Below are 21643 nucleotides of genomic sequence, written 5' to 3'. Positions count from 1 at the left end.
ATCCGGGGGGGGGATCGCGAAGGACCCATGTCCTTAAAGGCAGTACCCCCTCAGAGGTACAGACACCGGTCCTTGATGCCGCCAACCTCCCGGCTCGGACGGAGACGCTTCGTCGTCGAACTTCCCAGGGCTGTAACGAAAGTCCAGACGAACCGTCGCCAAACCTGAAAGCGGGCATGTGCATGGCAACGAGGTGTGGGGGATGAGCTTCCCAACAAGAGAAGAGGAGTGGGCGCTCCACGAGCGGGTCGTGAAGCGGATGCCCGTCGCGAACACCGAGGTCTTCAAGCTCTTCATGTCATTCATGCTGAGGACGCTGACGACGGAGATGCACTGCGACGCGGAAGAAGCTCGGGATTGCGCGCTCCGGGCGGTCTTCGACTACCTGACCGACCCCGAGCGCTATGACCGGCAGCAATCGCTCCTGCGCAGTTACCTGACGCATGCGGCCAAGATGAATGTGTTGGACTCACGGCGTTCCAACCAGCGGCGGCTCCTGCGCGAACAGAAATACGCGGACGTCGTCGAACTCCGGGCGAGGCCTCCGAAAGAAGTGATGGAGGCAGCCGTGGAAACCGCCCTGGCCCTGAAGAGACTCGAGCGCCGAAACCTGAAGCCCAGCGACTTGGGAATGCTCAGGCTGGTCCTTCAGGGAGAGAGCTCAACCCTGGAATTGGCCCGCCCGCTGGGCATGGAAGCGCTGCCCGAGACCGAACGGAAGCGGGTGGTGAAGCAGAACCGCGATCGCCTCTTCAAGCAGCTGAGGCGGCTCGGAAAGGAGGAGGACTCCCATGACGAATCCTGACTGGCTGGAAGCAGCGGCCGAACGTGGTGCGCGTGTTCCGGAGATGCTGGGCTCTGTGTTCGCCTGGTACCGAGACCTGGAAGAGCTGTCGGTCCAGGCGCTCGCGCAGCGGCTGGGCTGCACCGTGGAAACACTCCACTGGGTCTCCCTGTGCCGGAAGCCCGAAGGAGCGACGTTCTCCGAGCACGTGAACCAGATCGCCGAGCACTTCGGCATCGACTCCTTCGAACTCTCCAAGGTCCTGCGTGACATGGAGGCCACGGCAGCGCTCATCGCCGAGGAGAACAGCCCTTTTGATCATGGGGAGCGGGACATCGTGCTGGCCGCTCGTGACCGCGAGAAGAAATCATGAGGGAGCGCTGGCTGAGGGACGCGCTCGAGTTGGCGGGGCTCCCCCTGCCAGGCACGTTTCCTCGCGCCATCGTCGCGGACGCGCAGAAGATCCTGCCGGTCAGCTTCGTCTGCCTTGATGAGGTGCGCCCCCACTCCATCCGCGCCTACCTCTCCCGGCGCGGATGGAAGTCCATTCCCGTCAAGGGAAACGACGACCGGGACATGCATGGCTGCATCGTGCCCATGCGAGGGACGGCCTTCCTCTTCTACTCTCGCAGCGACCCCGTCGAAGAGCAGCGGTTCACGTGCGCGCACGAGCTCGCACACTTCGTTCTCGACCATCTGACCCCACGACGGAGGGCGCTCCGCTTCTTTGGCGAGAGCATCCTTCCCGTGCTCGACAATCAGGAGCGCCCCACGCAGGAGCAGCTGCTGACCTCGGCGCTGGACGGCGTCCCGGTGAAAGACCAGAGCCACCTGATGGAGCGGGACGACACCGGCGCCATCGATACCGGGGATGTCTTCCGCGCCGAGCAACGCGCGGACCGCCTCGCCTTTGAATGGCTCGCGCCCGAATCCGTCGCATCGCCATTCATGAAGCAAGGCACCCATGAGGAGCAGGCCGCACGACTCCAGCGGTCGTTCGGCCTGCCACTCCGGAAGGCCGAAGCCTATGCGCGGGTGCTGCGCAGGCGAGCAGGTGCCCCTCGCTTCTCCCTGGCATCCGTGCTGGGCGAAAGGAGCCCGAGTTAGCCATGTCGGATCCCCTCGACGACAATGATTTCGCGGGCGACAGGGACTACCTCGAGTCCTTCGGCGAGACGCTGGCCCAGACGCTCGACCTGGAACGGTGGGCGGATGGCTTTGACGTGGAAGCCATCCTGCGTGCCTTCCGGGAGCACATTGGCGGCGCCATGCGCAAGGAGGACGTGCTCCGCGCCACCGTGCGCGAGAAGCTGCTGCCGCTCCTGAAGACGGGCCCCCATGCCCCCAAGGGCGCGGGCGTCTACCACGCGACCGAGGCCCAGCTGCGGGCGGTTCTCGACGGATACCTCTTCCGGGGCAACGTGGAGGCGGTGAACGGACGCGCGGTGTCCCACGACACGCTGGCGCTGGGCATCACGCAGCTGGGCATCGCCGCGGTCGGCTATGGCGGCTCCTCCGGGACATTCTCCCAGCGGCTGTTCCGCAAGGAGGTCACGTTCCAGATGGACGACCCCTTCAAGCAGGCCCGGGACTACATCGAGCAGCGGGAGACACGCTCGCGCAAGGCGCCTCGGAACAAGGACAGCCTGTCGAGGCTGGCCACCCGAGGCATCCGCACCTACGCGGAGCGGGCCATCCTTGTCGAACGGCTCCAGGCGGAGTGGCGCATCGGGCTGGGAAACCCGCTCCCCTACGAGCTCGTCACCGGGTCTGGCTACCGGGGGCTGCTGGAGGCATCGATCCAGATGCTCAGGAATCTCGTGGACCGGCAGCAGAAGTTCGTCTTCGTCACCGAGAGACTCGAGCACCGGGGCTTCCTCACGCTGGGGCATTCGCTCGACATGGGCGAGTACGCCATCCTCGAGACGCTGGAGACGTACGGTCAGGAGATCCTGGATGGCTGGCGGTACGACGAAGAGGGATTGAGGATGGCGACCGCCTTTGTCCGCGAGTACTGCCCCCAGGTCGTCATGGGGCTGTACCGCGCGTCGAACAACTCACCGCCCCGCCTCTTCTACGCGCACCAGGAGCACGTCCACTTCGCGGTGCGCATCGCCATGGCGGACAGCATCCTGCGCCCGGAGCAGGGCTTCCCCATGCTCTTGGATGTCGCCGCGATGACCTGCCACAGCGTCTTCGGCGAGGACGGCTTCCAGGGCCTCGTCCAGGACGCCTATGCCCAGGCCGATCTCAGTCTCCAGTACCTGAACGTACGAAAGATGCGTCGCTAGTCCCTCCGAGGGGAACACATCCATGTCTGACAATGGCCGAGGCCCTGGGAACCCGGGGCAGTACCCGCCGCGAAATGGCAGCCCCAGCCTCAACGGACAGGCACCGCATCCGATGAACGGCCACAGCCGTCCGGCCGGTCCTGGACTGCCTCCTCCGGCCGGGCCCGGAATGCGCCCTGTCTCCGCGCAACAGCCAGGCCCAAGAGGGGTGGATGGCACGCAGGGACGTTCGTCGCCCTTGCCCATGCTCCCGAACCGGGTCCAGGCGCCGCCAGCGCCACCCGCCGGCAACCGACCTCCCTCCCGTCCTTCGGGCGGCAACGCCGTCATCCAGGAGACGCCCCCTGAGGTCATCCATGCCTTGGCGGCGGCGCAGAAGGAGGCCCAGGCGGCGGTGAAGGCCGACCCCGAACTGGCCTTCGCGGTGGGCTTCACCCACTTCGACACGCCCACCAGCCAGGACAATCACATCACCGTCCTGTCGACGAAGGAGGACCTGCCCCGGCTGGCGTCACAGACGCTGGTGCGCGTGAAGTCACGCGAGGACCGCCGCTCCTATCTGGGGCTGGTGGTCGGCGGTCCCTTCGCGGAGCCCAACGCCGTGCCCGCGAGTTCCTCCATGGCCATTGGGGTGGTCACCCAAGGAAAGAAGCTGACCTACACGTTCGACTACCATGGCCGCGCCGAAGTGGAGCTGCTGGGCGAGGAGATCCAGGGAACGCTGCACCCACCCCGCTTCCGACCCCGGCCGCAGAGCCCCGTCTTCCTCCTGGATGAGGAGGAGAGCGCGCGCGTGCTGGGCGTGGGCGGAGACCTGAGCCTGGGGATGGTGGTGGGTTACGAAGGAATGGAGGCCCGGCTGAACGCGCGCGACAAGGCCGTCCTGCCCCGGCACACGGGGATCATCGGGACGACCGGCGGCGGCAAGTCCACCACCGTCGCCACGCTCATCCACCGCGCGCAGCTCGCGGGCATCGCCACCATCGTGTTCGACGTGGAGGGCGAATACACGCACATCAACCAGCCCACCGACCACACCGCGATGCTGGAGGCGCTCAAGCGTCGAGGACACAAGGAAGAAGGGGTGAAGGACCTGCACGTCCACCATCTGGACGGGCGCAAGACACGCAACCCGCGCCACCGTCCGCTGCATCGCTTCTCCCTGAACTTCTCCAGCCTGTCGCCGTATGCCATCGCGGAGATCCTGGAGCTATCGGACGCGCAGCACGAGCGCTTCATCAAGGCCTACGACGTCACCAAGCTGCTGCTTCAGGACTTCAAGATCTTCCCGACCGACAAGAACGATCCGGAACAGCAACGGCTGGTGATGGATGTGGACGAGCTGTCCACCGGCTTCCCTCGGATGACCATCCAGCACGTGCTGGACGTGGTGAACGCCTATCTCTACAGCCTCAGCGACGAGGGCAAGAACGAGGACCGGAGCACGGGCACGAGGACGCGCTCCCGTCGGCGTGGGCCCACCCAGGACGATCTGCCGCTGGACGCGGAACCTGAAGCCGCGCAGCCCCCGCTCCCCAGGGGGCCGCTGCTCCAGAGCGAGTTCAAGAGCAATCCTGGAATGGTGATGCAACGCGTATACGCGGCGAGCAGTCGCACGGAGATCAGCTGGAAGGCCCTGTCCAGCAAGCTCCACCGCTTGAAGCGGCTCAACATCTTCGACCGAGGCACCACCGCGGGCGTGAAGTACGACGCGATGCTCAGTCCCGGCCGGGTGTCCGTCATCGACCTGTCAGACACGGACTCGCCTCAGCTCAACAACCTGGTCATCGCGGACATCCTGCGCGGGCTCCAGGAGCGACAGGAGGACGCCTACGAGAAGGCCGACCGTGACGGCGGCGAAGTCACCCCGGTCCTCATCATCATCGAAGAGGCCCATGAGTTCCTGTCCGCCAACCGCATCAAGCAGATGCCAGTGCTGTTCGAACAGGTGTCGCGCATCGCGAAGCGGGGCCGCAAGCGGTGGCTGGGGCTCGTCTTCGTCACGCAGCTCCCCCAGCATCTGCCCAATGAGGTCCTGGCCCTGCTCAACAACTTCATCATCCACAAGATCACCGACGGAGCGGTCATCAGCCGGATGCAGAAGACCGTGGGCAGCATCGACGAGAGCTTGTGGAACCGCGTCTCCCGGCTCGCTCCGGGTCAGGCGCTGGTGTCCTTCAGCAACTTCACCCGGCCCCTGATGGTCGCCGTGGATCCGGCGCCCGTGAAGCGGCTGCTCGTCGATTGAGCGTCACCCAAAGTCCAGGAATGGCAGGGGGTGGAGCGATATAGAACGGCCTCGATGCTCCTCCCCGCCCTCATCACGTCCGCCATCATCGCCCAGGCCCCCAGCTCCCCTGCGTCCCGCGCCGCGGAGACCCTGGGCCTGGGCCCCATCCTCGACTCCGTCACACACCAGGGCGTGACCTATGCCGCGCTCGTCCGGGGCGGCATCGCCGTGCTCAAGCTCGACGGGGACACGCCCCAGCTCGTGCGGCGCATCGAAGAAGGCCGGCGCTTCGTGCGGCTCGTCGTCGTGGGCCAGTCGCTCCTCGCCATCGAGCAGCGCGAGGAGGCCCATGCCTTCTCCCTCGCCACGCCCGAACAGCCCCAGCCCGACTCACTGGCCTCCGCGTTGAGCGCGACACCAGCGCTCACCGTCGTCACCGAAGCACCGCCCTCCCCTCGCGCGCCTCCTCCGGCGGCCACCGCCCACCTCACCGTCACCGCCGTGCAGAACGGCGATGTGACGCTCTCCGGAGGAGAGGCGTCGGGACTCCGCGAAGGCGCCCATGTCCGCGTCCGCACGCATGACGACCGGGAGGTCGTGCTGGAAATCGCCGAGTCCCGCGAGGACAGCGCCCGCGCCCGCCTGGGCCGCGGCGAGAGCGTGCGCGCGGGCGACACCGCCGTCCTCACCGACGCGCCCACCACCGCGCGCCTCTTCTTCCCCGAGCCCGGCGTGCCACGCCTGCGCTATGGCTTCCATGCGCGCCCCTTCCTCGCGCTGGATGCCACCACCCGCCTGGGCCACTCCGCCCGCGCGGGCGGCCTGTTGCTGGATGCGTTCGTCGCGTGGCGGCCGGGTGCTCTGCCCCTGGTCCTGAGCGCCCAGCTCGATCCGGTGGGCTTCGGGCTCGGCACCGGACTGCGACACACCCCAGGCTCCGCCTATGTCGCTGTGTCCTACGCCACCGACTTCCTCGAGGTAGGCATTGGCGCGGGCGCGCTGTTCGGCCAGAAGTCCTGCGCCCCCACGTTCGCCTACGACCCCATCACCTACGAGCCCATCGACGGCGAGAACCTGTGCCAGTCCCACGCCGGCCCCTCCGTCCAACAGGTCCTGCGGCTGGGCGCCATCGATGGGTTCCACGTCGCGTGGAACTCCTCCATCCTCTCGCGCGACAACCAGTTCCGCTTCGGCTCCGGGCGCGGAGAGATCCAGGTGCCCCTCACGCCCAGCCTGTCCCTCTTCGGCGCGGGAGGAGGCTCCGTCAGCGGATGGAACTTCGGCGAGCTGGGCGTACGCAGCTTCATCAAGGGCACCGGAGGCTCCGGCACCACGGTGTTCTCCGCCAGCCTGGGCATCGTCTCGCTCTCCGACGGCAGCGGCGAGGCCCTTACCGGCCCCTCCATCGCCATTGGCATCGAGCGCCGCCCCTGACGCCCTCCCTCAGTGGCCCGACGCCGTCGACGCGGCGAACTCCTCCGGCACCATCGAGCCGGAGATGGGGAAGTGCTTCGGAGACCGCTTCCACGCCTTCCCGCCCCCCGGGCGGACGGGCGCCCGGGGAAGCTGGCTCAACCCGATGAAGCTCAGCGACACCAGGCCCAGGCTGACGACGCCCGCGGCCACTTCATTGAAGAAGCCCATCCGTCGCGAACCGCCCACGCCCAGGAGCGGAAGCGCGGCGATGGGGGCGGCCACCCACGGCAGCCACGTGCGCCAGTTCGCGTGAGCCTGCTTCGTCAGTGCCTCGTTTGAAGCCATGGGGGTGTCCTTCCGAACGCGCGGGTTGTTCAGGAGGATGGGGGCCGCTGGGAGGTCATGAAAGGCCCCCGCATCACGCTCGCCTGCTTCGCTCCGGGTGGAGCTGGAGTCGCCGAGCCAGGAACCCAACCCTGTGCTTCCCCCTCGACCGCTCCGTCAGCGGGCCCCAGGCCAGGGAAGCGAACAGCCTCGGGGAGTGTCCAGACGAACGGCTTCAGGCGATTCTGCTCGGCGCCGGATGAAGCCATCCTCGCGCGGCTTCGCCATCACGTTCTCCGCCGCGGCCTTCACCTGCCACGCATGCCCGGAGCGCCGGGTCGTCGCGCGCTCCGCATTCCCCAGCCGCTCCTTGTGGAGTGCGAGCACATCGCGGGCCACGCGGAGCCGCTCATCCGCGTGGGCCTGGAGGAGTTCGCCCCTGCCTCGGCGTTCAGCCGCTCAGCGCCCGCACGCGCGCCGCGAGGCTCTGCGTGAAGAGCCGGTAGATGTGCAGCGAGGCCGCGTCGTGCGTGGCGAGGAAGTGCTGGAAGCTCTCTCGGGTGATGCGCAGCGCGCGCACCGCGGTCTTCGCCCGCACGTTCGCGGACACCGGGCCGTCCTGCACCAGGGAGATCTCCCCCAGGAACGAGCCCGGCCCCAGCGTGTTGAGGTGCCGCGCGGCGGGCTCGTTGCCTGCGAACACGTCCACCGTGCCCTCCAGCAGCACCAGCAGCCCGGTGCCGGGGGCGCCCTTCTCCAAGAGCACCGTGCCCGGCGCCGCCGTCACGGGCCGCGCCAGCCGGTACAGGTCCTTCATGTCCTCCAGCGGCAGCTCCCCGAAGATGGGAATGGCCTTGAGGAAGCGGTAGCCGCTGGCCTCCGGCACGGACGCGCCCGCGGCCAGCCGCGCGAGCAGCGCCTCCGCCTCCATGTCCAGGCCCATGCGCCGCAGCAGCCGCGCCTTCTCCGTCACCAGCACCGGATCCACTCGCAGGTGGTCGGCGCTGCTCAACGCGTCCGCCAGCACCGCGAGCGCCCGGTGCGTGAAGCCGCCCGCGTCCAGCACCTTGCAGGTGCGCAGCACCGCTTCGACGTAGCGGGGGTCCTCCACGAGCACGCCGCCCAGGGCCTCGGCCTCCGCGTGCGACTGCCCCAGCGCGTGGTAGAGGTCCGCGGCCTCGAAGGGGCGCCCCAGGCGGACCAGGCAATGCGCCATCGACTCGCGAGCGCCCAGGCCCCGGTACACCTCCAGCGCGCGCTCCAGCGCCCCGCCCCGCTCGAAGGCGGCCGCGGCGCGCTCCACCTCGCCCGCGCGCAGGTAGGCCTCCGCCGCCGCCACGTGCTGGCCGCCCTGCGCGTACAGGTCCGCCACCTTCACGTCGTCACCGCTGCCATCCAGCAGCCGCGCCGCCCCGGTGAAGTCGCGCGCCCGGCGCAGCACGTCCACCAACCAGTGGCGTTCCTTCGCGGACCCCTGGGCGGCCTCCTTGCGCAGGCGCTCACGCTGCGCCGCGCCCAGCTCCTCGTAGAGCTGCGCCGCGCGCTCCGGCTCGCCCTGCGCCGCCAGGGACTGCACCGCCTGGAGCGTGCCGCCTCGCAACGACCCACCCCGACTGTTGCCCGTCGTGTCGCCTGCCATGTCCGTCACACATCCCTTCCCAGACCCGCCCCGTCGGGGCCGCGCGTCCGGTTCCACCCGCACCTGACTAACCAGGAACCCGGGCGTAAAGCCAGCCTCCGTCCGTCCCCCCGTGGCCCTGGGGACACCGGGTCCGGTAGGGTCCGGGCCATGGTTGTTTCCGTACCAGCCGGGGTGGCTCCGGACCACCTCCCCGGGCCCTCGCGGCCCCGCTCCTGGTACCTCGTGGCCCCGTCGGCCGCCCTGCGGACCGGACAGGCGCTGGGCGTGCAGGTGGCCGGGCGCGAGGTGGTGGTGTTCCGGAGTGAGACGGGCCGCGTCCACGCGCTGTCGGCCCACTGCCCCCACCTGGGCGCCCACCTGAAGCACGGCACCGTCCAGGGCGAGCTGCTGCGCTGTCCGCTCCACCACTGGAGCTTCGATGGCGGGGGCCGCTGCCGCGCGGTGCCGGGACGCGGCGACGTGTCCTCCCTTCCGGGGCCTCGCGCCTGGCCGGTGGAGGAGCGCTTCGGCGGGGTGCTCGTCTTCAACGGGCCCGAGGCCCTCTTCCCTCCTCCCGACCTGGGAGGTGGGGAGCATGTGTGGAACGTGGGACCTCCCGTGACGGTGCGCTGTCCCTGGTTGCCGCTCGCGGCGAACTCATTCGACCTGGAGCACCTGCGCACGGTGCACCACCGCGAGCTGTGGGACACGCCCACGGTGGAGGCGCCGGATCCGTACACGCTGCGCCTGCGCTACACGTCGCGCGTCACCGGCACCGGGGTGAGCGACCGGCTGATGAAGGCGCTGTCGGGCAACCACATCCAGGTGGCGCTCACGCTGCACGGCGGCACGTTGATGTCCGTGCGGAGCGACCTGGGCCGAGTGCAAGGGTTGCTGCTCGCCAGCATGACGCCCGTGCCGGAGGGGACGTCGGTGCGGCTCGCCGTCGCGGCGCGGCGGGGGTGGCTTCCGGGTGCGGCGGCGCTGGCGCTCGGGGTGTCGAGGTGGCTCTACACGGCGTTCCTGCGCCGCGACCTGTCCGTGCTGGACGGCATGCGCTTCAACGTCGCGACCGCGACAGCGGATCCCGTGATGCGCCAGCTGCTCGACTTCGCCGTCGGCCTGCCCGAGGACCCTGACGATGCGCGCCGGTGACACCCCGCCCATTCCGGCCACGCTCAACGTGGCGCTGCTCACCGTGGCGCTGGGCGCGGCGGCCCTGTGCCTCTGGACCGCGTCGCACGCGGAGGCGCTGTGGGCCCGGCTGGTGGCGGCGGGAGCGTTCTCCTACGTGAACAACACGGTCTTCTCGCTGTTGCATGAAGCGACGCATGGCGTGCTGCACCCGTCGCGGAGACTCAACGACGGCTTGGGGCGGCTGGCGGCGACCTTCTTCCCGACGTCGTTCACGTTGCAGCGTGCCTTCCACCTGACGCATCACCGGCACAACCGCACGGCGCGCGAGCAGTTCGACTACCTGCACCCGGGAGACCACCGGTTCCTGAAGTACGCGCAGTGGTACGTCATCCTCACGGGCGTCTATTGGCTCTTCGTGCCGCTGGGGGCGTTCGTGTTCGCGCTCGCGCCGGGGTTGCTGCGGAGGCTGCGAGGTCCGGGCACTCGCTATGGAGAGCAGACAGGCGCGGACGCGTACCTGGGCCGCCTGGAGGACGCGCCGGGAGCAGCCATCCGCTGGGAGGTGCTGGCGATGGTGGCCGTGCAGGCAGGGCTGTCGTACGCGCTGGAGCTGACACCCGCGGGCTGGGCCCTCTGCTACGCGGCGTTCGCGGTGAACTGGAGTTCGCTCCAGTACGCGGACCACGCGTGGTCGCCGCTGGATGTGCGCGAGGGTGCATGGGACCTGCGGGTCGCGGCGCCGGTGCGCTGGGTGTTCCTCAACTACCACTACCACCGGGCGCACCACCGCCACCCGCAGGTGCCGTGGCTTCACCTGGGCCGCTACGTGGACGAGAGCGTCCCCCGTCCGTCCTTCCTGCGCATCTGGCTTTCGATGTGGCGTGGGCCCCGACCGTTCCCGGAGAAGGCACCCTGAGCGCGCTCTTCGGTTGGCCCACGGCTGGGGAGTTGAAGCGCACGGCGGCGCTCGCGTCCGGCTTCGCGGTGTTCTTCCTCGTGGTGTACGGCGGCGCGAGCTGGGTGACCGGCTTCTATCCCGGTGGCCTGCGCGTGGACCTGCCCTTCGAACGGCACATCCCGTTCGTCCCCAGCTGGGCCGCCGTCTACATCAGCATGGACCTGCTGCTGCTGCTGTCCCTGTTCATCTTCCGGACGTGGAGGCGGATGCTCCCCTTCGCGCTGGCCCTGTGCGCGGAGACGGTGCTGGGGGCGCTCTGCTTCCTCGTGTTGCCCGTCGAAGTGGCGTGGCCGCGACGGGTGGTCACCGGAGCGTGGACCCAGGTCTTCCAGTTCGCGGACACGATGAACCTGGAGCGCAACTACCTGCCATCGCTCCACGTCGCCTTCGCCTGCACCGCGGCGCTGGCCTACCGCGAACGCGCAGGACCGGTGGCGCGCATGGGGTTCACGCTCTGGGCGCTCGCCATCGCGGCCTCCACGCTGCTCATCCACGAACATCACGCGGTGGATGTTCTCGCCGGAGCGCTCCTGGCGTGGGGAGTCTGGCGCGTCGTCGCGCCCCGCGTCCGGGAGGCGGCGTTCCTCGAAGCCGTGCGGGTGGAGTCGATCTGCGCGCGGGAGCTGTACCGCTTCGCGCGCAGACACCCACGCTACGGGCTCATCGCGCTCGTGCTGTATCAACAGTCCCTGGGCCGCTGGCGCGAGGCGCGCAGGGCGCGGGTGGGCTTCTGCTTCCTCCAGCTCGTGGACGACGTGCTGGATGGAGACCGCCCCGTGGAGGGAGAACCGCTGGAGTACATCGACGCGCTGCTTCGCACCCTGGAGACCGGCGCCCCCGGTCCCTCCAGCGCTTTCCACGACACCGCGTCCACGTTGGGCCGGGTGCTGCTCGCGGAGCTGACGAACCCGGGTGCCCGGGAGCAGGTGTTGGAGCTGGTGCGCACGATGCGCGAGGACCGCGAGCGAGTGCGCGCCAGGCACTGGTGGGACGCGGGCAGGATCCAGACCCAGCTCTCGAACACGTTCCGCCTGTCGGTGGGCCTGATGCTGCACGTCGCGGACGCCCAGGTGCGCGCGGAGGAGGCCCCGTCCCTGCTCGCGGCGCTGGGCTGGTGCTCCGTGATGCGCGACCTGCACGAGGACCTGGCACAGGGCCTCTTCAACGTGCCCGCGGACGTCGCCGCCGAAGTGCGCGCCACCGGTCACGACCCGGCGGACCTCGACGCCTTGCTGGCCTCCGAAGCCGGACGCGCCTGGGTGGCCAGCGAATACCAGCGGGCCCGGCTCCTGCTGGACCACTCCGCGGCGGAGCTGGACTCGCTGGACGGAAGGCCTGGGACCGCCCTGCTGCGCCTCTTCCACCGGTCGGTGGAGGCGTTCTGGGCACGCAAGCTGCCCCGGCGGATGCCGTTCCTGCGTGAAGCCTCCGCGCTCCGGCCCTCCTGAAGCGGCCCCGCGCGTCAAGCGGAGTCGCCTGGAGCGTGGCCCGGACGCACGGCCTGGGACACGCATTGACGCGAGCAGGACGGAGGCATCTGCTGGCCCGATGTCCGACCCCACTCCTTCCTCCAGCGCCAGCCCGGTGGACGTGTCCGAGCGGCTGCCCCTGCTGGACGTGTTGCGCGGCTTCGCGCTGTGCGGCGTCTTCGTCTCGAACAGCTTCGCCTGGTTCAGCGGCAGGGTGCTCATGCCGCGCGAGCAGGCCCAGGCGCTGGCCGCGACGCCCTTCGAGGCCGTCGTCAGCGCCCTCTACCACTTCTTCGTGAACCAGAAGTTCGTCACGCTCTTCGCCTTCCTCTTCGGGCTGGGCTTCTCCATCCAGCTCCAGCGCGCGGAGCGAAGAGGGGCCTCCGTCGTTCCGGTGTATTCGCGGCGGCTGCTCGTCCTGCTGGGCATTGGCGCGACGCACCTCACCGCGCTCTGGGTGGGGGACGTCCTCTCCACCTATGCGCTGCTGGGCTTCGCGCTGCTGCTCTTCCGCCAACGGTCGGACCGGACGCTGTTGACGTGGGTGGGTGTCCTGTTGGTGGCCGTCCCGCTCGGGGTCCCCGCGCTCCAGCACTACGGCCCCATCCTGCTGCACGGCGCGCAGGCAGCCGCCGAGGCCGCGAAGGCCACCGACGACCTGGAGGCCCGGCTCCGGGAGCAGCTCTTCGTGGGGCTCTCCAGCGATTCGCTCTGGACGACCCAGGCGGCGAACGCGCACTTCCTCACGTTCATGCTGCCGCAGTTCAAGCGGCTGTTCTGGATGGCCACCATCCTGGGCCGCTTCCTGCTGGGCCTGCTCGCGGGACGGCACCTGCTGCTCCAGGACCTGGAGCGGCACAGGTCCTTGCACAAGAAGCTGCTCGGCTGGGGATTGGTGCTGGGCGTGCTGGGCAATGGCGCCATGGTGGGGGTCCAGCGCCTGCGCATCCTGGGGCTGGTGGACCCGGCGAAGGACGGCTGGATGGTCATCCTGTCCGCCATCCACGAGCTGGGGTTCCTGGGGCTGGCCGCGGCCTACGTCGCCGTCTTCGCCCTGCTCTTCCAAAGGGAGCCCTGGCGCAAGCGGATGCAGGTGCTGGCGCCCGTGGGCCGCATGGCGTTGACGAACTACCTGATGCAGACGGTGGTGAGCCTGTGCATCTACGACGGCTGGGGGCTGGGCCTCGTCGGCAAGCTGCCCCCCTCCAGTTGCATGGCGCTCGCGCTGGCGGTGTTCGCGCTCCAGATTCCCTTGAGCCACGCGTGGCTGTCGCGCTTCCGCTTCGGTCCGGCGGAGTGGCTGTGGCGCTCGCTCACCTACGGCCAGCGCCAGCCCATGCGCCACTCGCTCAAGCCGTCGCCGGTCGGCGTCCCCGGCGCCCGATGAAGAAACCGGCCACGAGGGCGATGACGGCGGCCAGGACACCAAAGCTCAGGGCGGCGGTCTTCACCTTCGTGAGCAGGGCGTTGTCGAACACGTTGGTGGAATAGTGGAACGCGGCGATGAGCCACTGGTCGCCCTCCTTCACCAGCGTGCAGGTCCACCGCCCGTGGACGACGAGGTCGGTGCCATCACTCAGCTGGTAGTGGTCCCGCGACGAGCCATAGGCGACGCCCGTATCGCCATACAGGCGCGTGAGCGCATCCACGTCGAACTTCGCCGTCACCTTCTTCACGACGCTGTGCGGACCGCCCAGCATCTCCTCGTAGTACGCGCGGATGGCGGCCTTCCCCACGCGCACGTCGTTGTTCATGGTGGTGAACACGACGTCCGGGTGCAGGTGAGACAGGAGCTGATCCAGGTCCTGCCTGTTGAGCGCGTCCTCCATGTCCTGCTTGATGGCGCGCAGCGCCTGATGCGTCACCTCGTCGCCCGAAGCCGCCACGGCGGGAGTGTCCTGGGCTCCCGCCACCGTGGGCACCGCGACGAACAACAACGCCAGGAGACCTACGAGCCGGGTGCGCACCATCGAAGCTCCACGAAGAAAGAAGGAGCCGCGCATCCTAACTCACGGCAGCGGCTTCACCGTGAGCTGCTTGGACGCGAGGAACTCCGGGTTGAACACCTTGGAGGCATAGCGACTGCCGTGGTCGCACAGGAACGTGACGATGCGAAGCCCCTGTCCCTGGTGCCCGCGAGCGATCTCCCAGGCCGCGCGCACGTTGATGGCCGCGGAGGTGCCCACCACCAGCGCGTCCTCGCGCGCCAGGTGGTAGAGCATCTCCAGCATGTCCTGGTCCTCCAGGCGCATCGCCTCGTCCACGCGCGCCTGCCGGAAGTTCTCCGTCAGCCGCATGATGCCGATGCCCTCCGTGATGGAGCTGCCCGTCGTCTCCATCTTCCCCGTGCGCACCTGGCTGTAGAGCCCCGACCCCGGCGGATCCACCAACACCACGCGCAGCGCCGGGTTCTTCTCCTTCAGGTAACGGCTCGTCCCGGACAGCGTGCCGCCGCTGCCCACCGACGCCACCAGCACGTCCACCCTGCCCTCCGCCTGCTCCCAGATCTCCGGCCCCGTCGTCTCGTAGTGGTAGTCACCGTTGGCCGTGTTCTCGAACTGGTTCATCCACGCCCAGCCGTGCTCCTCCGCCAGCACCCGCGCCTGATGGAAGAAGTGCATTGGATTGGAGAAGGGCACCGCCGGCACGCGCCGCACCTCCACGCCCATCGCCTCCAGGTACTCGTACTTCTCGCGCGCCTGGTTGTCCGGCATCGTCACCACCACGCGGTAGCCCCGCTCACGCCCCAGCAGCCCCAGGCCGATGCCGGTGTTGCCCGCCGTGCCTTCGACAATCGTCCCACCGGGCTTCAGCTGCCCCGTGGCCTCCGCGCGGAGGATCATCCCCTTCGCGGCGCGGTCCTTGATGCTGCCGCCCGGGTTCATGAACTCCGCCTTGGCGACGATGTCGCAGCCCGTCCGCCGGCTGAGCGACCCAATGCGCAACAGCGGCGTGTTCCCCACCGCATCCCAGAGCGAACCCAATCGTGGCGCCATGTCCATCCCTCCCTGAAGCCGCCTACAGCTTGCGCATCCGCACGCGGCGAACCTTGTGGTCGCTGCCCTTCACCAGGATGAGCCGCGCGCGCGAACGCGTGGGCGCGATGTTCTCCGCCAGGTTGGGCCCGTTGATCTCCGCCCACACCGACGCGGCCCGCGCCACCGCCTGCTCCCGCGTCAGCTCGGAGAAGCGCCGGAAGAAGGACCGCTCGTCGCGGAACGCCGTCTCCCACAAATGCAGGAAGCGCTCCACGTACCAGTGGCGGATGTCCGTCTCGTTCGCGTCCACGTAGATGGAGAAGTCGAAGAAGTCCGACAGGAACGTCTGCGGCAGCCGCCCGCCCTCCACCGGCCCCGTCTGAAGGACGTTCAGCCCCTCCAGGATGAGGATGTCCGGCTGCCGGATGGACTGCGGCTCCCCCTCCACGATGTCGTAGACGAGGTGCGAGTACACCGGCGCCGTCACCACCTCGCGCCCCGCCTTCAGCTCCGCCAGGAAGCGCACCAGCCCGCGCCGGTCATAGCTCTCCGGGAAGCCCTTGCGGTTCATGATGCCGCGCTCGGCGAGCACCCGGTTGGGGAACAGGAACCCGTCCGTCGTCACCAGCGCCACGCGCGGATGATCCGGCCAACGCGCCAGGAGCGCCTGGAGGATGCGCGCCGTCGTGCTCTTGCCCACCGCCACGCTGCCCGCGATGGCGATGATGAACGGCACCTTGCGCACCGAATACCCCAGGAACGCCTGCTGCGCCGCCCACAGCGACTGCGCCGACGCCACCTGCAGGTGCAAGAGACGCGACAGCGGCAGGTAGACGTCCACCACCTCGTCGATGTCCAGCCGCTCGCCCAGGCCGCGCAGCTTCTCCACCTCCTCCGCCGTCAACGTCAACGGCGTGGAGGCCCGAAGCTCGCGCCACGCGTCGCGATCGAGGTCGACGTACATGGAGGCGGCGCGGGGCTTGGTCACGGACATGCCACCAAGCATGAACCAGACCTTCCCGGCTCCCGCAAGTGAAGGCGACAACAGGTCTTCCCCGGGCTCCTTGACAGCACGACATTCACGCGCGGAACGTGCCGGTCCGCGCCCAGTCCCGGTCCGCCTGGAACGGGGGGCTCCCCCCCTGGCGCCCCGCTTCTCCGAGGTCCCGCGTGTCCGTCCTCCACGGTCCAGTCCTCCTCGCCGCCACGGGGCTGCTGTTCGGCGCGCCCCTGGCGCACGCCCAGTCCCAGGCCGCCGAGCCCCCCAGGGCCGTGGATCCCCCGGTCGTCCAGACCTCGGAGGACGGCTTCTCGCTGTCGTCGGCGGACAAGGCTTTCGTGCTCAAGCCGCGCGGACAGCTCCAGGGCGACGGGCGCTTCTACTTCGACGACACGGACCGCACCGGCACCAACACGTTCGTCATGAGGCGCGTGCGCCCCATCCTGGACGGGACGCTCTTCGGCTTCATCGACTTCCGCTTCATGCCCGACTTCGGCAACGGACAGCCGCTCATCCAGGATGCGTGGATCGACTTCCGGCCGGGCGAGTGGATCCGCCTGCGGGCCGGGCGCTTCAAGACGCCGTTCGGGCTGGAGCTGCTCCAGTCGGACATGGACAACCCCTTCATCGAACGCTCGCTCACGGTGGACCTGGTCCCCAATCGCGACGAGGGCCTGGAGCTCCACGGCGAGGGCCAGGGGGGCCGGTGGCAGTACTCGCTGGCGGTGGTCAACGGCGATCCAGATGGCACCAGCACCGACTTCAACGGGGACGACAGCTTCGACCTGGTCGCCCGCGTCTTCGCCCTGCCCTTCAAGGGTCACGAGCCCTCGTTCCTCCAGGGGCTGGGCCTGGGCTTCGCGGTGACGCGCGGGCTGCAATTCGGCTCGGCCACCAACACCGGCCTCGTGCCCCAGCGCAGCACGGGCCAGGAGGTCATCTTCAGCTACCTGAGCAACGCGGACACGGGCGAGACCGTGGTCGCGCACGGCCAGCACCTGCGGGTGTCGCCCCAGGGCTACTTCTACTGGGGCTCGCTGGGTGTTCTCGCGGAGTACGTGCGCTCGACACAGGACGTGCAGGTGGCGGACGCGCGCGCCCGGCTGCGGAACCACGCGTGGCAGGCGTCCGCGTCGTGGGTCTTCGGGGGGAGGGCCTCGTTCGAGGGCGCGAGGCCAACGAAGCCCTTTGATCCGAAGACGGGCCAGGGCGGCGCGCTGGAGGTGGCGGCGCGCTACCACGCGCTGGACCTGGACGAGGCCGCCTTCCCCCGCTTCGCGAACCCCGCGCGCTCGGTGCGCACGGCGAAGGGCTTCGGCGTCGCCACCACCTTCGCCTTCAACCGGCGCGTGCGCTTCGCGGTGAACTACCACCGCACGAACTACCAGGGCGGTGCCCCCAACGGAGGCGACCGCAAGCCCGAGAACGTCGTGTTGTCCCGCTTCCAGCTCACGTTCTGAAACACGCCACCTGAAACACAGGCTGCTTGACGCTCCACGTCACCCGGCTTCGTCCTGGTGCGTCTTGAAGCGGGGACACCCGGTGCACGACGCTCCCGCTGCCCGCGACGGGTCGCCCTTCCCAAGGGCCGCCTGTCGCGGACTCCCGCAGAAGAGGACGCATGCCCGCGAACGTGTTCCCGCAGCGCCCGACGTCTGTCCGCCCCCCTGCCTCGTCGAAGTGGCTTCCTCGCGCCGCGATGCTCGCGCTGCTGGGGCTGGGCACGCCCGCGGCCGCGCAACAACCCGAAGCGCCCCCTCAAGAGAACGTGCAGCAGAACGTGCCGCCCCCGGTGCTGCCACCGATGCCGGAGCGCCGCGTCTTCTTCACCACGCTCAACGTGATTCGCTACAACCCGCTGGGGCTCGAGTCGCAGAACCGGCTCGTGTACCAGAAGCGGCTGTTCGACAGCCCCTCGCTGCTCTTGCGCGACACGTACGCCAGCGCCGCCGCGAGCCTGAAGGTGAGCCCGGCCTTCTTCAAGCTGGGCCCCGTGGTGGAGCTCCAGCCCCTGGCGGTGTTCAACCTCCGCGCCGGCTACGAATACGTCCAGTACTTCGGCACCTTCGGCAGCGTCCAGTCCTACCCGGACTCCTTCCAGAACTACGCCGATGACGTGCGCGATGTGACCAAGGACGCGGCCTACGGCACCTCCGGACACCACTTCTTCCTGGAGCCCATGCTCCAGGCGAAGGTGAAGTCGGTGGCGCTGCGCACCAAGCTGGCCATCGAGTACTGGAACGTGGACCTGCACGACGGCGGCCCGCGCAGCACCTTCTATGAGCCGACGCTGGACACGCTGGTGCCCGGCAAGGGCTGGGTGCTCGCCAATGACACGGATCTGCTGTGGCTGGCCGGGAAGTGGACGCTGGGCGCCAGGTTCTCCGCGGTGTGGCCACGCTACAACGACAACGCCAACGCGGTGGAGCCGCTGCCCGGCCAGCGCCTGCCCACCAACAAGCACATGCGCGTGGGCCCGCTCGTCGCGTATGCCTTTGACACCCACCCGGGCGGCGTGATGACCAAGCCGACCGTGCTGCTCATCGCGGGCTGGTACCTCAACCATGAGAACCGCACGAGCGCCATGCCCTACCTGCTGGGCGGGTTCTCGTTCAGCACGGAGCTGCTCTCCGGCGGCTGAGCGCCCCCGGAAGACTGTCCAATCCTCAAACCCAGACTGCCCTCCGGGGCAGTGGCCCCGGCCCCGCGTCGTCCCTAACTCGCCCTGGCTGTCTGCCTTCGTGGACAGCGGGGGTGCACATGGGTTGGACACGAATGGCGACGGGTTGGCGGTTCCTCTGGGCTGTCGTGGCGGTGGTGACGCTCAGCCGGTGCGCCCCGCCGGAAACCCCCGAGCCGCCATCCGTCACGCGAGAGGGCGCGGCGCTCCAGGCCGGGCTCGCGGGGGGTGACATCACCTGGCTCAAGCACCTGGGCAATGCCAGACAGGATGGCGCCTCCTCGGTGGCGTTCGACCGGGATGGCAACATCCTCATGCTGTTTGAATACCAGGGCAGCGTGGACCTGGGCGGGGGTCTCATCGGCTCCGGAGACCCCAACCGGTACGGCTTCGCGGTGGCGAAGTACACGTCGGCGGGCGCGCTGCTGTGGACCCGCGCCTTCGAGGCCACGCCCCAGCCCGGTGACCCGATTTCACGGGTCAGCGCGCCGGCGCTCACCGTGGACCGGGAACGGAACGTCCTCGTCGGAGGGGTCGCGAGCCAGCCCATCAACCTGGGCGCGGGGGTGCGGCCGCCGGGCGCCTTCCTCCTGAAGCTGCGCAAGACGGGGCAGTTCCAGTGGGCCCGGCACTTCACGGGCAACCTGGGGCCTCGGAGCCTCGTGACCGACTCGCAGGACGCCATCGCGATGGTGGGCAATGCCTACCGCACGGTGGACTTCGGCCAGGGGCCCATCACGCCCTCCGTGGACGCGCAGGTCGCCTTCCTCGCGAAGTTCAACGCGGCGGGCGCGCCCCAATGGAGCGTCATGGAGATGTGGGACCTGAGCAGCGGCACCAGCGTCGCGGTGGACGAGGAGGACGCGCTCTACCTCGCGGGCCACTGGTACCCCGACCCGGAGCTCTGGAAGGTGACCTCCTCGGGGACCGTGGCGTGGCAGCGGACCTTGAACGGCGCGTCCGGCGGCGTGCTCGACGTGGCGGTGCACGGCAACCGCGTGGTGGCCGGGGGACAGTTCAACAACCCCTTCACGTTCGCGGGGCGGACCGTCCCGAACCCCTCCTCGGGCAACGGGGGCTTCCTCGTCGCCTGGACCCGCGCTGGCGAGGAGCGTTGGGGCCAGAGCTTCGAACAGGTCGTCAGCGCGGTCGCCATGGGCGAGGATGACAGCGTGGTCGTGGGAGGCCACTCCACCTCGCCGGGCCCCTCTGGCCACAAGCTCTTCGTCGCGAGGCTCGAGCGCCTCCAGGGGCAGCAGCACTGGCTGCGCCGCTACGACGCGACCCAGCGCCCGTCCTTCACGGACCTGGCGGTGAACAAGCAGGGGGAGTTCGTGGCGCTGGGCTCCTTCACGGGCACCGTCCACTTCGACGCCGACTACACCTCGCGAGGCCTCGAGGACGTCTTCCTCTTCAAGACGCGGACGGGCCCCTGAGGCTCACCCGAAGCCCTGGGCGCGCAGCGCCGCGCCCAGCGGCAGGGAGCCCGAACGGTAGGCAGCGAAGCACCGCGCGGCCTCCTCCGGGGTCGGCTGGGTCCAACGCCAGCCGCCCGGGCCCGCGCGGACCTCGCAGCGGATCAACGACGTGCGCAGCGCCTCCGCGCTGGGGAATACCAGGTGCTCGAACAGCAGCGGGCTCTGGCTGGTGACGAAGGCCTGCCGTCCGCCCAGGTCCCCCACGCACGCGCCCACCAGGTCCGCGTGCAGCCCGTCCGCCAGCTCGTCCGCGATGACGAACGCCGCGTGCACATCCAGGTAGTAGAGGAAGGACAACAGCCGCTTCTGGCCGTAGCCCAGCTGCTCCTGCGTCACCGGGCCGCCGTCCGCGCGCACGAACGCGAACCGGAAGCCGCTGAAGCCCAACCGGCCCCCCTGCGACAGCGGCGCCCCTCCCTCCGTCACGTCCACGCTGAGCGTGCCGGACGCGAAGCCCGCCAGCGCCACGAAGCGCGCGAGGAAGCCCTGGGGCCGCGCATCGTGCCGCAGCAACAGCGCCGGAGGCACGGGCTCGCGCTCCACCTGATCTCTCAGCCAGCCGGGCATCCACGTGGGCAGCGCCATCAGGCCCAGCGGGAACAGCTCCTCTCCTCGCTGCTCCATCGCGTAGCGGATGGCGCCGATGCGCTCGAACATGCCCAGCGCCTCGTCGAAGCGCGGCGGTGCCAGCAGGAACGTCTCCCGCAGCAGGTCCTTCAGCCGCGCCTTCACGCCCGGCTCCAGGTACTGCGCGGCCATGAAGAGCAGCGTCCACACGGACCGGTCCAGCACCGACCAGTGCATGCGCTTGGAGAAGCCCGCCGCGCCCGCCACCTCGCACGCGAAGCCCGTGGCGCTGGCGCGCATGACGAGCCGCGCGTCCTCCGCCGCGTCCCACCGCACCGTCGCCACGATGGAGGGCATCAGCCCATGCGCCAGCGCCCCGGGAGGCAGCGCCAGCGCGTCTCCGGGCCCGCCCTCGCCCGCCGTCGCCGGCAGCGCCGCGGGGGGCTCGTTGCGCACGGCCACGTCCACCGTCAACGCGTCGAAGCGCAGCGCGTAGTCCAGCGCGAACGGCTCGCGCAGCAGCCCGGAGAAGTCCGAGCACACCACCGCCGACACCAGCTCCAGCAGCGTCGTGCGGCCGCTGCCCGTCGCGCCCACCACCACGTTGAGCGCGGGACCGAACGTCAGCACCGTATCCGGCGCGAGCCCGCGGTAGTGGTGCACGTGCAGGCGGGTCAGCTTCATGGCGGCGTCCGGACCTCCGGAGGAAG

Annotated in this window: 19 protein-coding genes; 13 read left to right on the top strand and 6 right to left on the bottom strand. The window is 69.5% G+C overall.

The window, feature by feature from the left end:
- Positions 1-202 precede the first annotated feature (202 nt).
- From GTY96_RS34810 to GTY96_RS34785, 6 genes are all read left to right on the top strand, one after another.
- Positions 203-805, top strand: coding sequence for a sigma-70 family RNA polymerase sigma factor (locus tag GTY96_RS34810; protein ID WP_161666983.1), 603 nt, complete (start codon positions 203-205; stop codon positions 803-805).
- Positions 792-1157, top strand: coding sequence for a hypothetical protein (locus GTY96_RS34805; protein WP_161666982.1), 366 nt, complete (start codon positions 792-794; stop codon positions 1155-1157). The genes GTY96_RS34810 and GTY96_RS34805 overlap by 14 nt, the downstream gene beginning before the upstream one ends.
- A complete protein-coding gene (locus tag GTY96_RS34800; protein WP_161666981.1) occupies positions 1154-1891 on the top strand; it encodes an ImmA/IrrE family metallo-endopeptidase in 738 nt (245 codons plus the stop codon). The genes GTY96_RS34805 and GTY96_RS34800 overlap by 4 nt, the downstream gene beginning before the upstream one ends.
- 2 nt (positions 1892-1893) lie before the next feature.
- On the top strand, positions 1894-3075 hold the full coding sequence (locus GTY96_RS34795) for a hypothetical protein (protein ID WP_161666980.1): 1182 nt from the start codon (positions 1894-1896) through the stop codon (positions 3073-3075).
- A gap of 169 nt (positions 3076-3244) precedes the next feature.
- Positions 3245-5323, top strand: a complete 2079-nt coding sequence (locus tag GTY96_RS34790; RefSeq protein WP_407926993.1) for an ATP-binding protein — start codon at positions 3245-3247, stop codon at positions 5321-5323.
- A gap of 54 nt (positions 5324-5377) precedes the next feature.
- Entirely contained in the window at positions 5378-6739 is a 1362-nt protein-coding gene (locus GTY96_RS34785; protein WP_161666978.1) for a hypothetical protein, read from the top strand.
- A gap of 9 nt (positions 6740-6748) precedes the next feature.
- Here the strand turns inward: GTY96_RS34785 and GTY96_RS34780 are convergent, their stop codons facing one another.
- On the bottom strand, positions 6749-7066 hold the full coding sequence (locus tag GTY96_RS34780) for a hypothetical protein (protein ID WP_143908639.1): 318 nt from the start codon (positions 7064-7066) through the stop codon (positions 6749-6751).
- A gap of 430 nt (positions 7067-7496) precedes the next feature.
- A complete protein-coding gene (locus tag GTY96_RS34775) occupies positions 7497-8684 on the bottom strand; it encodes a cyclic nucleotide-binding domain-containing protein (protein WP_143908676.1) in 1188 nt (395 codons plus the stop codon).
- Between the two features lie 150 nt (positions 8685-8834).
- Between GTY96_RS34775 and GTY96_RS34770 the strand changes: the two genes are divergently transcribed.
- From GTY96_RS34770 to GTY96_RS34755, 4 genes are all read left to right on the top strand, one after another.
- Positions 8835-9821 (top strand): Rieske (2Fe-2S) protein, encoded by a 987-nt coding sequence (locus GTY96_RS34770; RefSeq protein ID WP_161666977.1) that lies wholly within the window; start codon positions 8835-8837, stop codon positions 9819-9821.
- Positions 9808-10719 (top strand): fatty acid desaturase, encoded by a 912-nt coding sequence (locus GTY96_RS34765; protein WP_143908635.1) that lies wholly within the window; start codon positions 9808-9810, stop codon positions 10717-10719. The genes GTY96_RS34770 and GTY96_RS34765 overlap by 14 nt, the downstream gene beginning before the upstream one ends.
- A gap of 32 nt (positions 10720-10751) precedes the next feature.
- Positions 10752-12209 (top strand): phosphatase PAP2 family protein, encoded by a 1458-nt coding sequence (locus tag GTY96_RS34760; RefSeq protein WP_235686080.1) that lies wholly within the window; start codon positions 10752-10754, stop codon positions 12207-12209.
- A gap of 100 nt (positions 12210-12309) precedes the next feature.
- Positions 12310-13617: a DUF418 domain-containing protein gene (locus GTY96_RS34755; protein ID WP_161666976.1), complete on the top strand. Its 1308-nt coding sequence runs from the start codon at positions 12310-12312 to the stop codon at positions 13615-13617.
- Here GTY96_RS34755 and GTY96_RS34750 read toward each other — a convergent pair.
- The 3 genes from GTY96_RS34750 to coaA are packed head-to-tail and all read right to left on the bottom strand — an operon-like array spanning position 13580 to position 16202.
- Positions 13580-14200, bottom strand: coding sequence for an SgcJ/EcaC family oxidoreductase (locus GTY96_RS34750; protein ID WP_161666975.1), 621 nt, complete (start codon positions 14198-14200; stop codon positions 13580-13582). The two genes, GTY96_RS34755 and GTY96_RS34750, sit on opposite strands and share 38 nt — an antisense overlap.
- A 39-nt stretch (positions 14201-14239) precedes the next feature.
- The gene (locus tag GTY96_RS34745) at positions 14240-15226 is read right to left on the bottom strand and encodes a cysteine synthase A (protein ID WP_143908629.1); all 987 of its coding nucleotides are present in this window, start codon (positions 15224-15226) and stop codon (positions 14240-14242) included.
- Between the two features lie 22 nt (positions 15227-15248).
- Positions 15249-16202 carry a type I pantothenate kinase gene (gene coaA, locus GTY96_RS34740; RefSeq protein ID WP_143908627.1) on the bottom strand — a complete coding sequence of 318 codons (954 nt, stop codon included), beginning with the start codon at positions 16200-16202 and terminating at the stop codon, positions 15249-15251.
- A gap of 176 nt (positions 16203-16378) precedes the next feature.
- On the opposite strand from coaA, the gene GTY96_RS34735 reads away from it, so the two are divergent.
- The 3 genes from GTY96_RS34735 (at position 16379) to GTY96_RS34725 (ending at position 20324) form a co-directional block, all read left to right on the top strand.
- Complete coding sequence (locus GTY96_RS34735) at positions 16379-17668, top strand: OprO/OprP family phosphate-selective porin (protein ID WP_161666974.1); 1290 nt, start codon at positions 16379-16381, stop codon at positions 17666-17668.
- Between the two features lie 161 nt (positions 17669-17829).
- The gene (locus tag GTY96_RS34730) at positions 17830-18849 is read left to right on the top strand and encodes a hypothetical protein (RefSeq protein WP_161666973.1); all 1020 of its coding nucleotides are present in this window, start codon (positions 17830-17832) and stop codon (positions 18847-18849) included.
- A 134-nt stretch (positions 18850-18983) separates the two neighbouring features.
- Positions 18984-20324 (top strand): hypothetical protein, encoded by a 1341-nt coding sequence (locus tag GTY96_RS34725; protein WP_161666972.1) that lies wholly within the window; start codon positions 18984-18986, stop codon positions 20322-20324.
- Between the two features lie 3 nt (positions 20325-20327).
- Here the strand turns inward: GTY96_RS34725 and GTY96_RS34720 are convergent, their stop codons facing one another.
- Positions 20328-21617, bottom strand: a complete 1290-nt coding sequence (locus GTY96_RS34720) for an ATP-binding protein (RefSeq protein ID WP_161666971.1) — start codon at positions 21615-21617, stop codon at positions 20328-20330.
- Positions 21618-21643: the final 26 nt, after the last annotated feature.

Origin of the sequence: Corallococcus silvisoli (genome assembly GCF_009909145.1) — a bacterium.
Taxonomy (GTDB): Bacteria; Myxococcota; Myxococcia; order Myxococcales; family Myxococcaceae; genus Corallococcus; species Corallococcus silvisoli.
The sequence above is the reverse complement of the archived record's forward strand: the minus strand, read 5'-3'. Positions and strand labels throughout refer to the sequence as shown.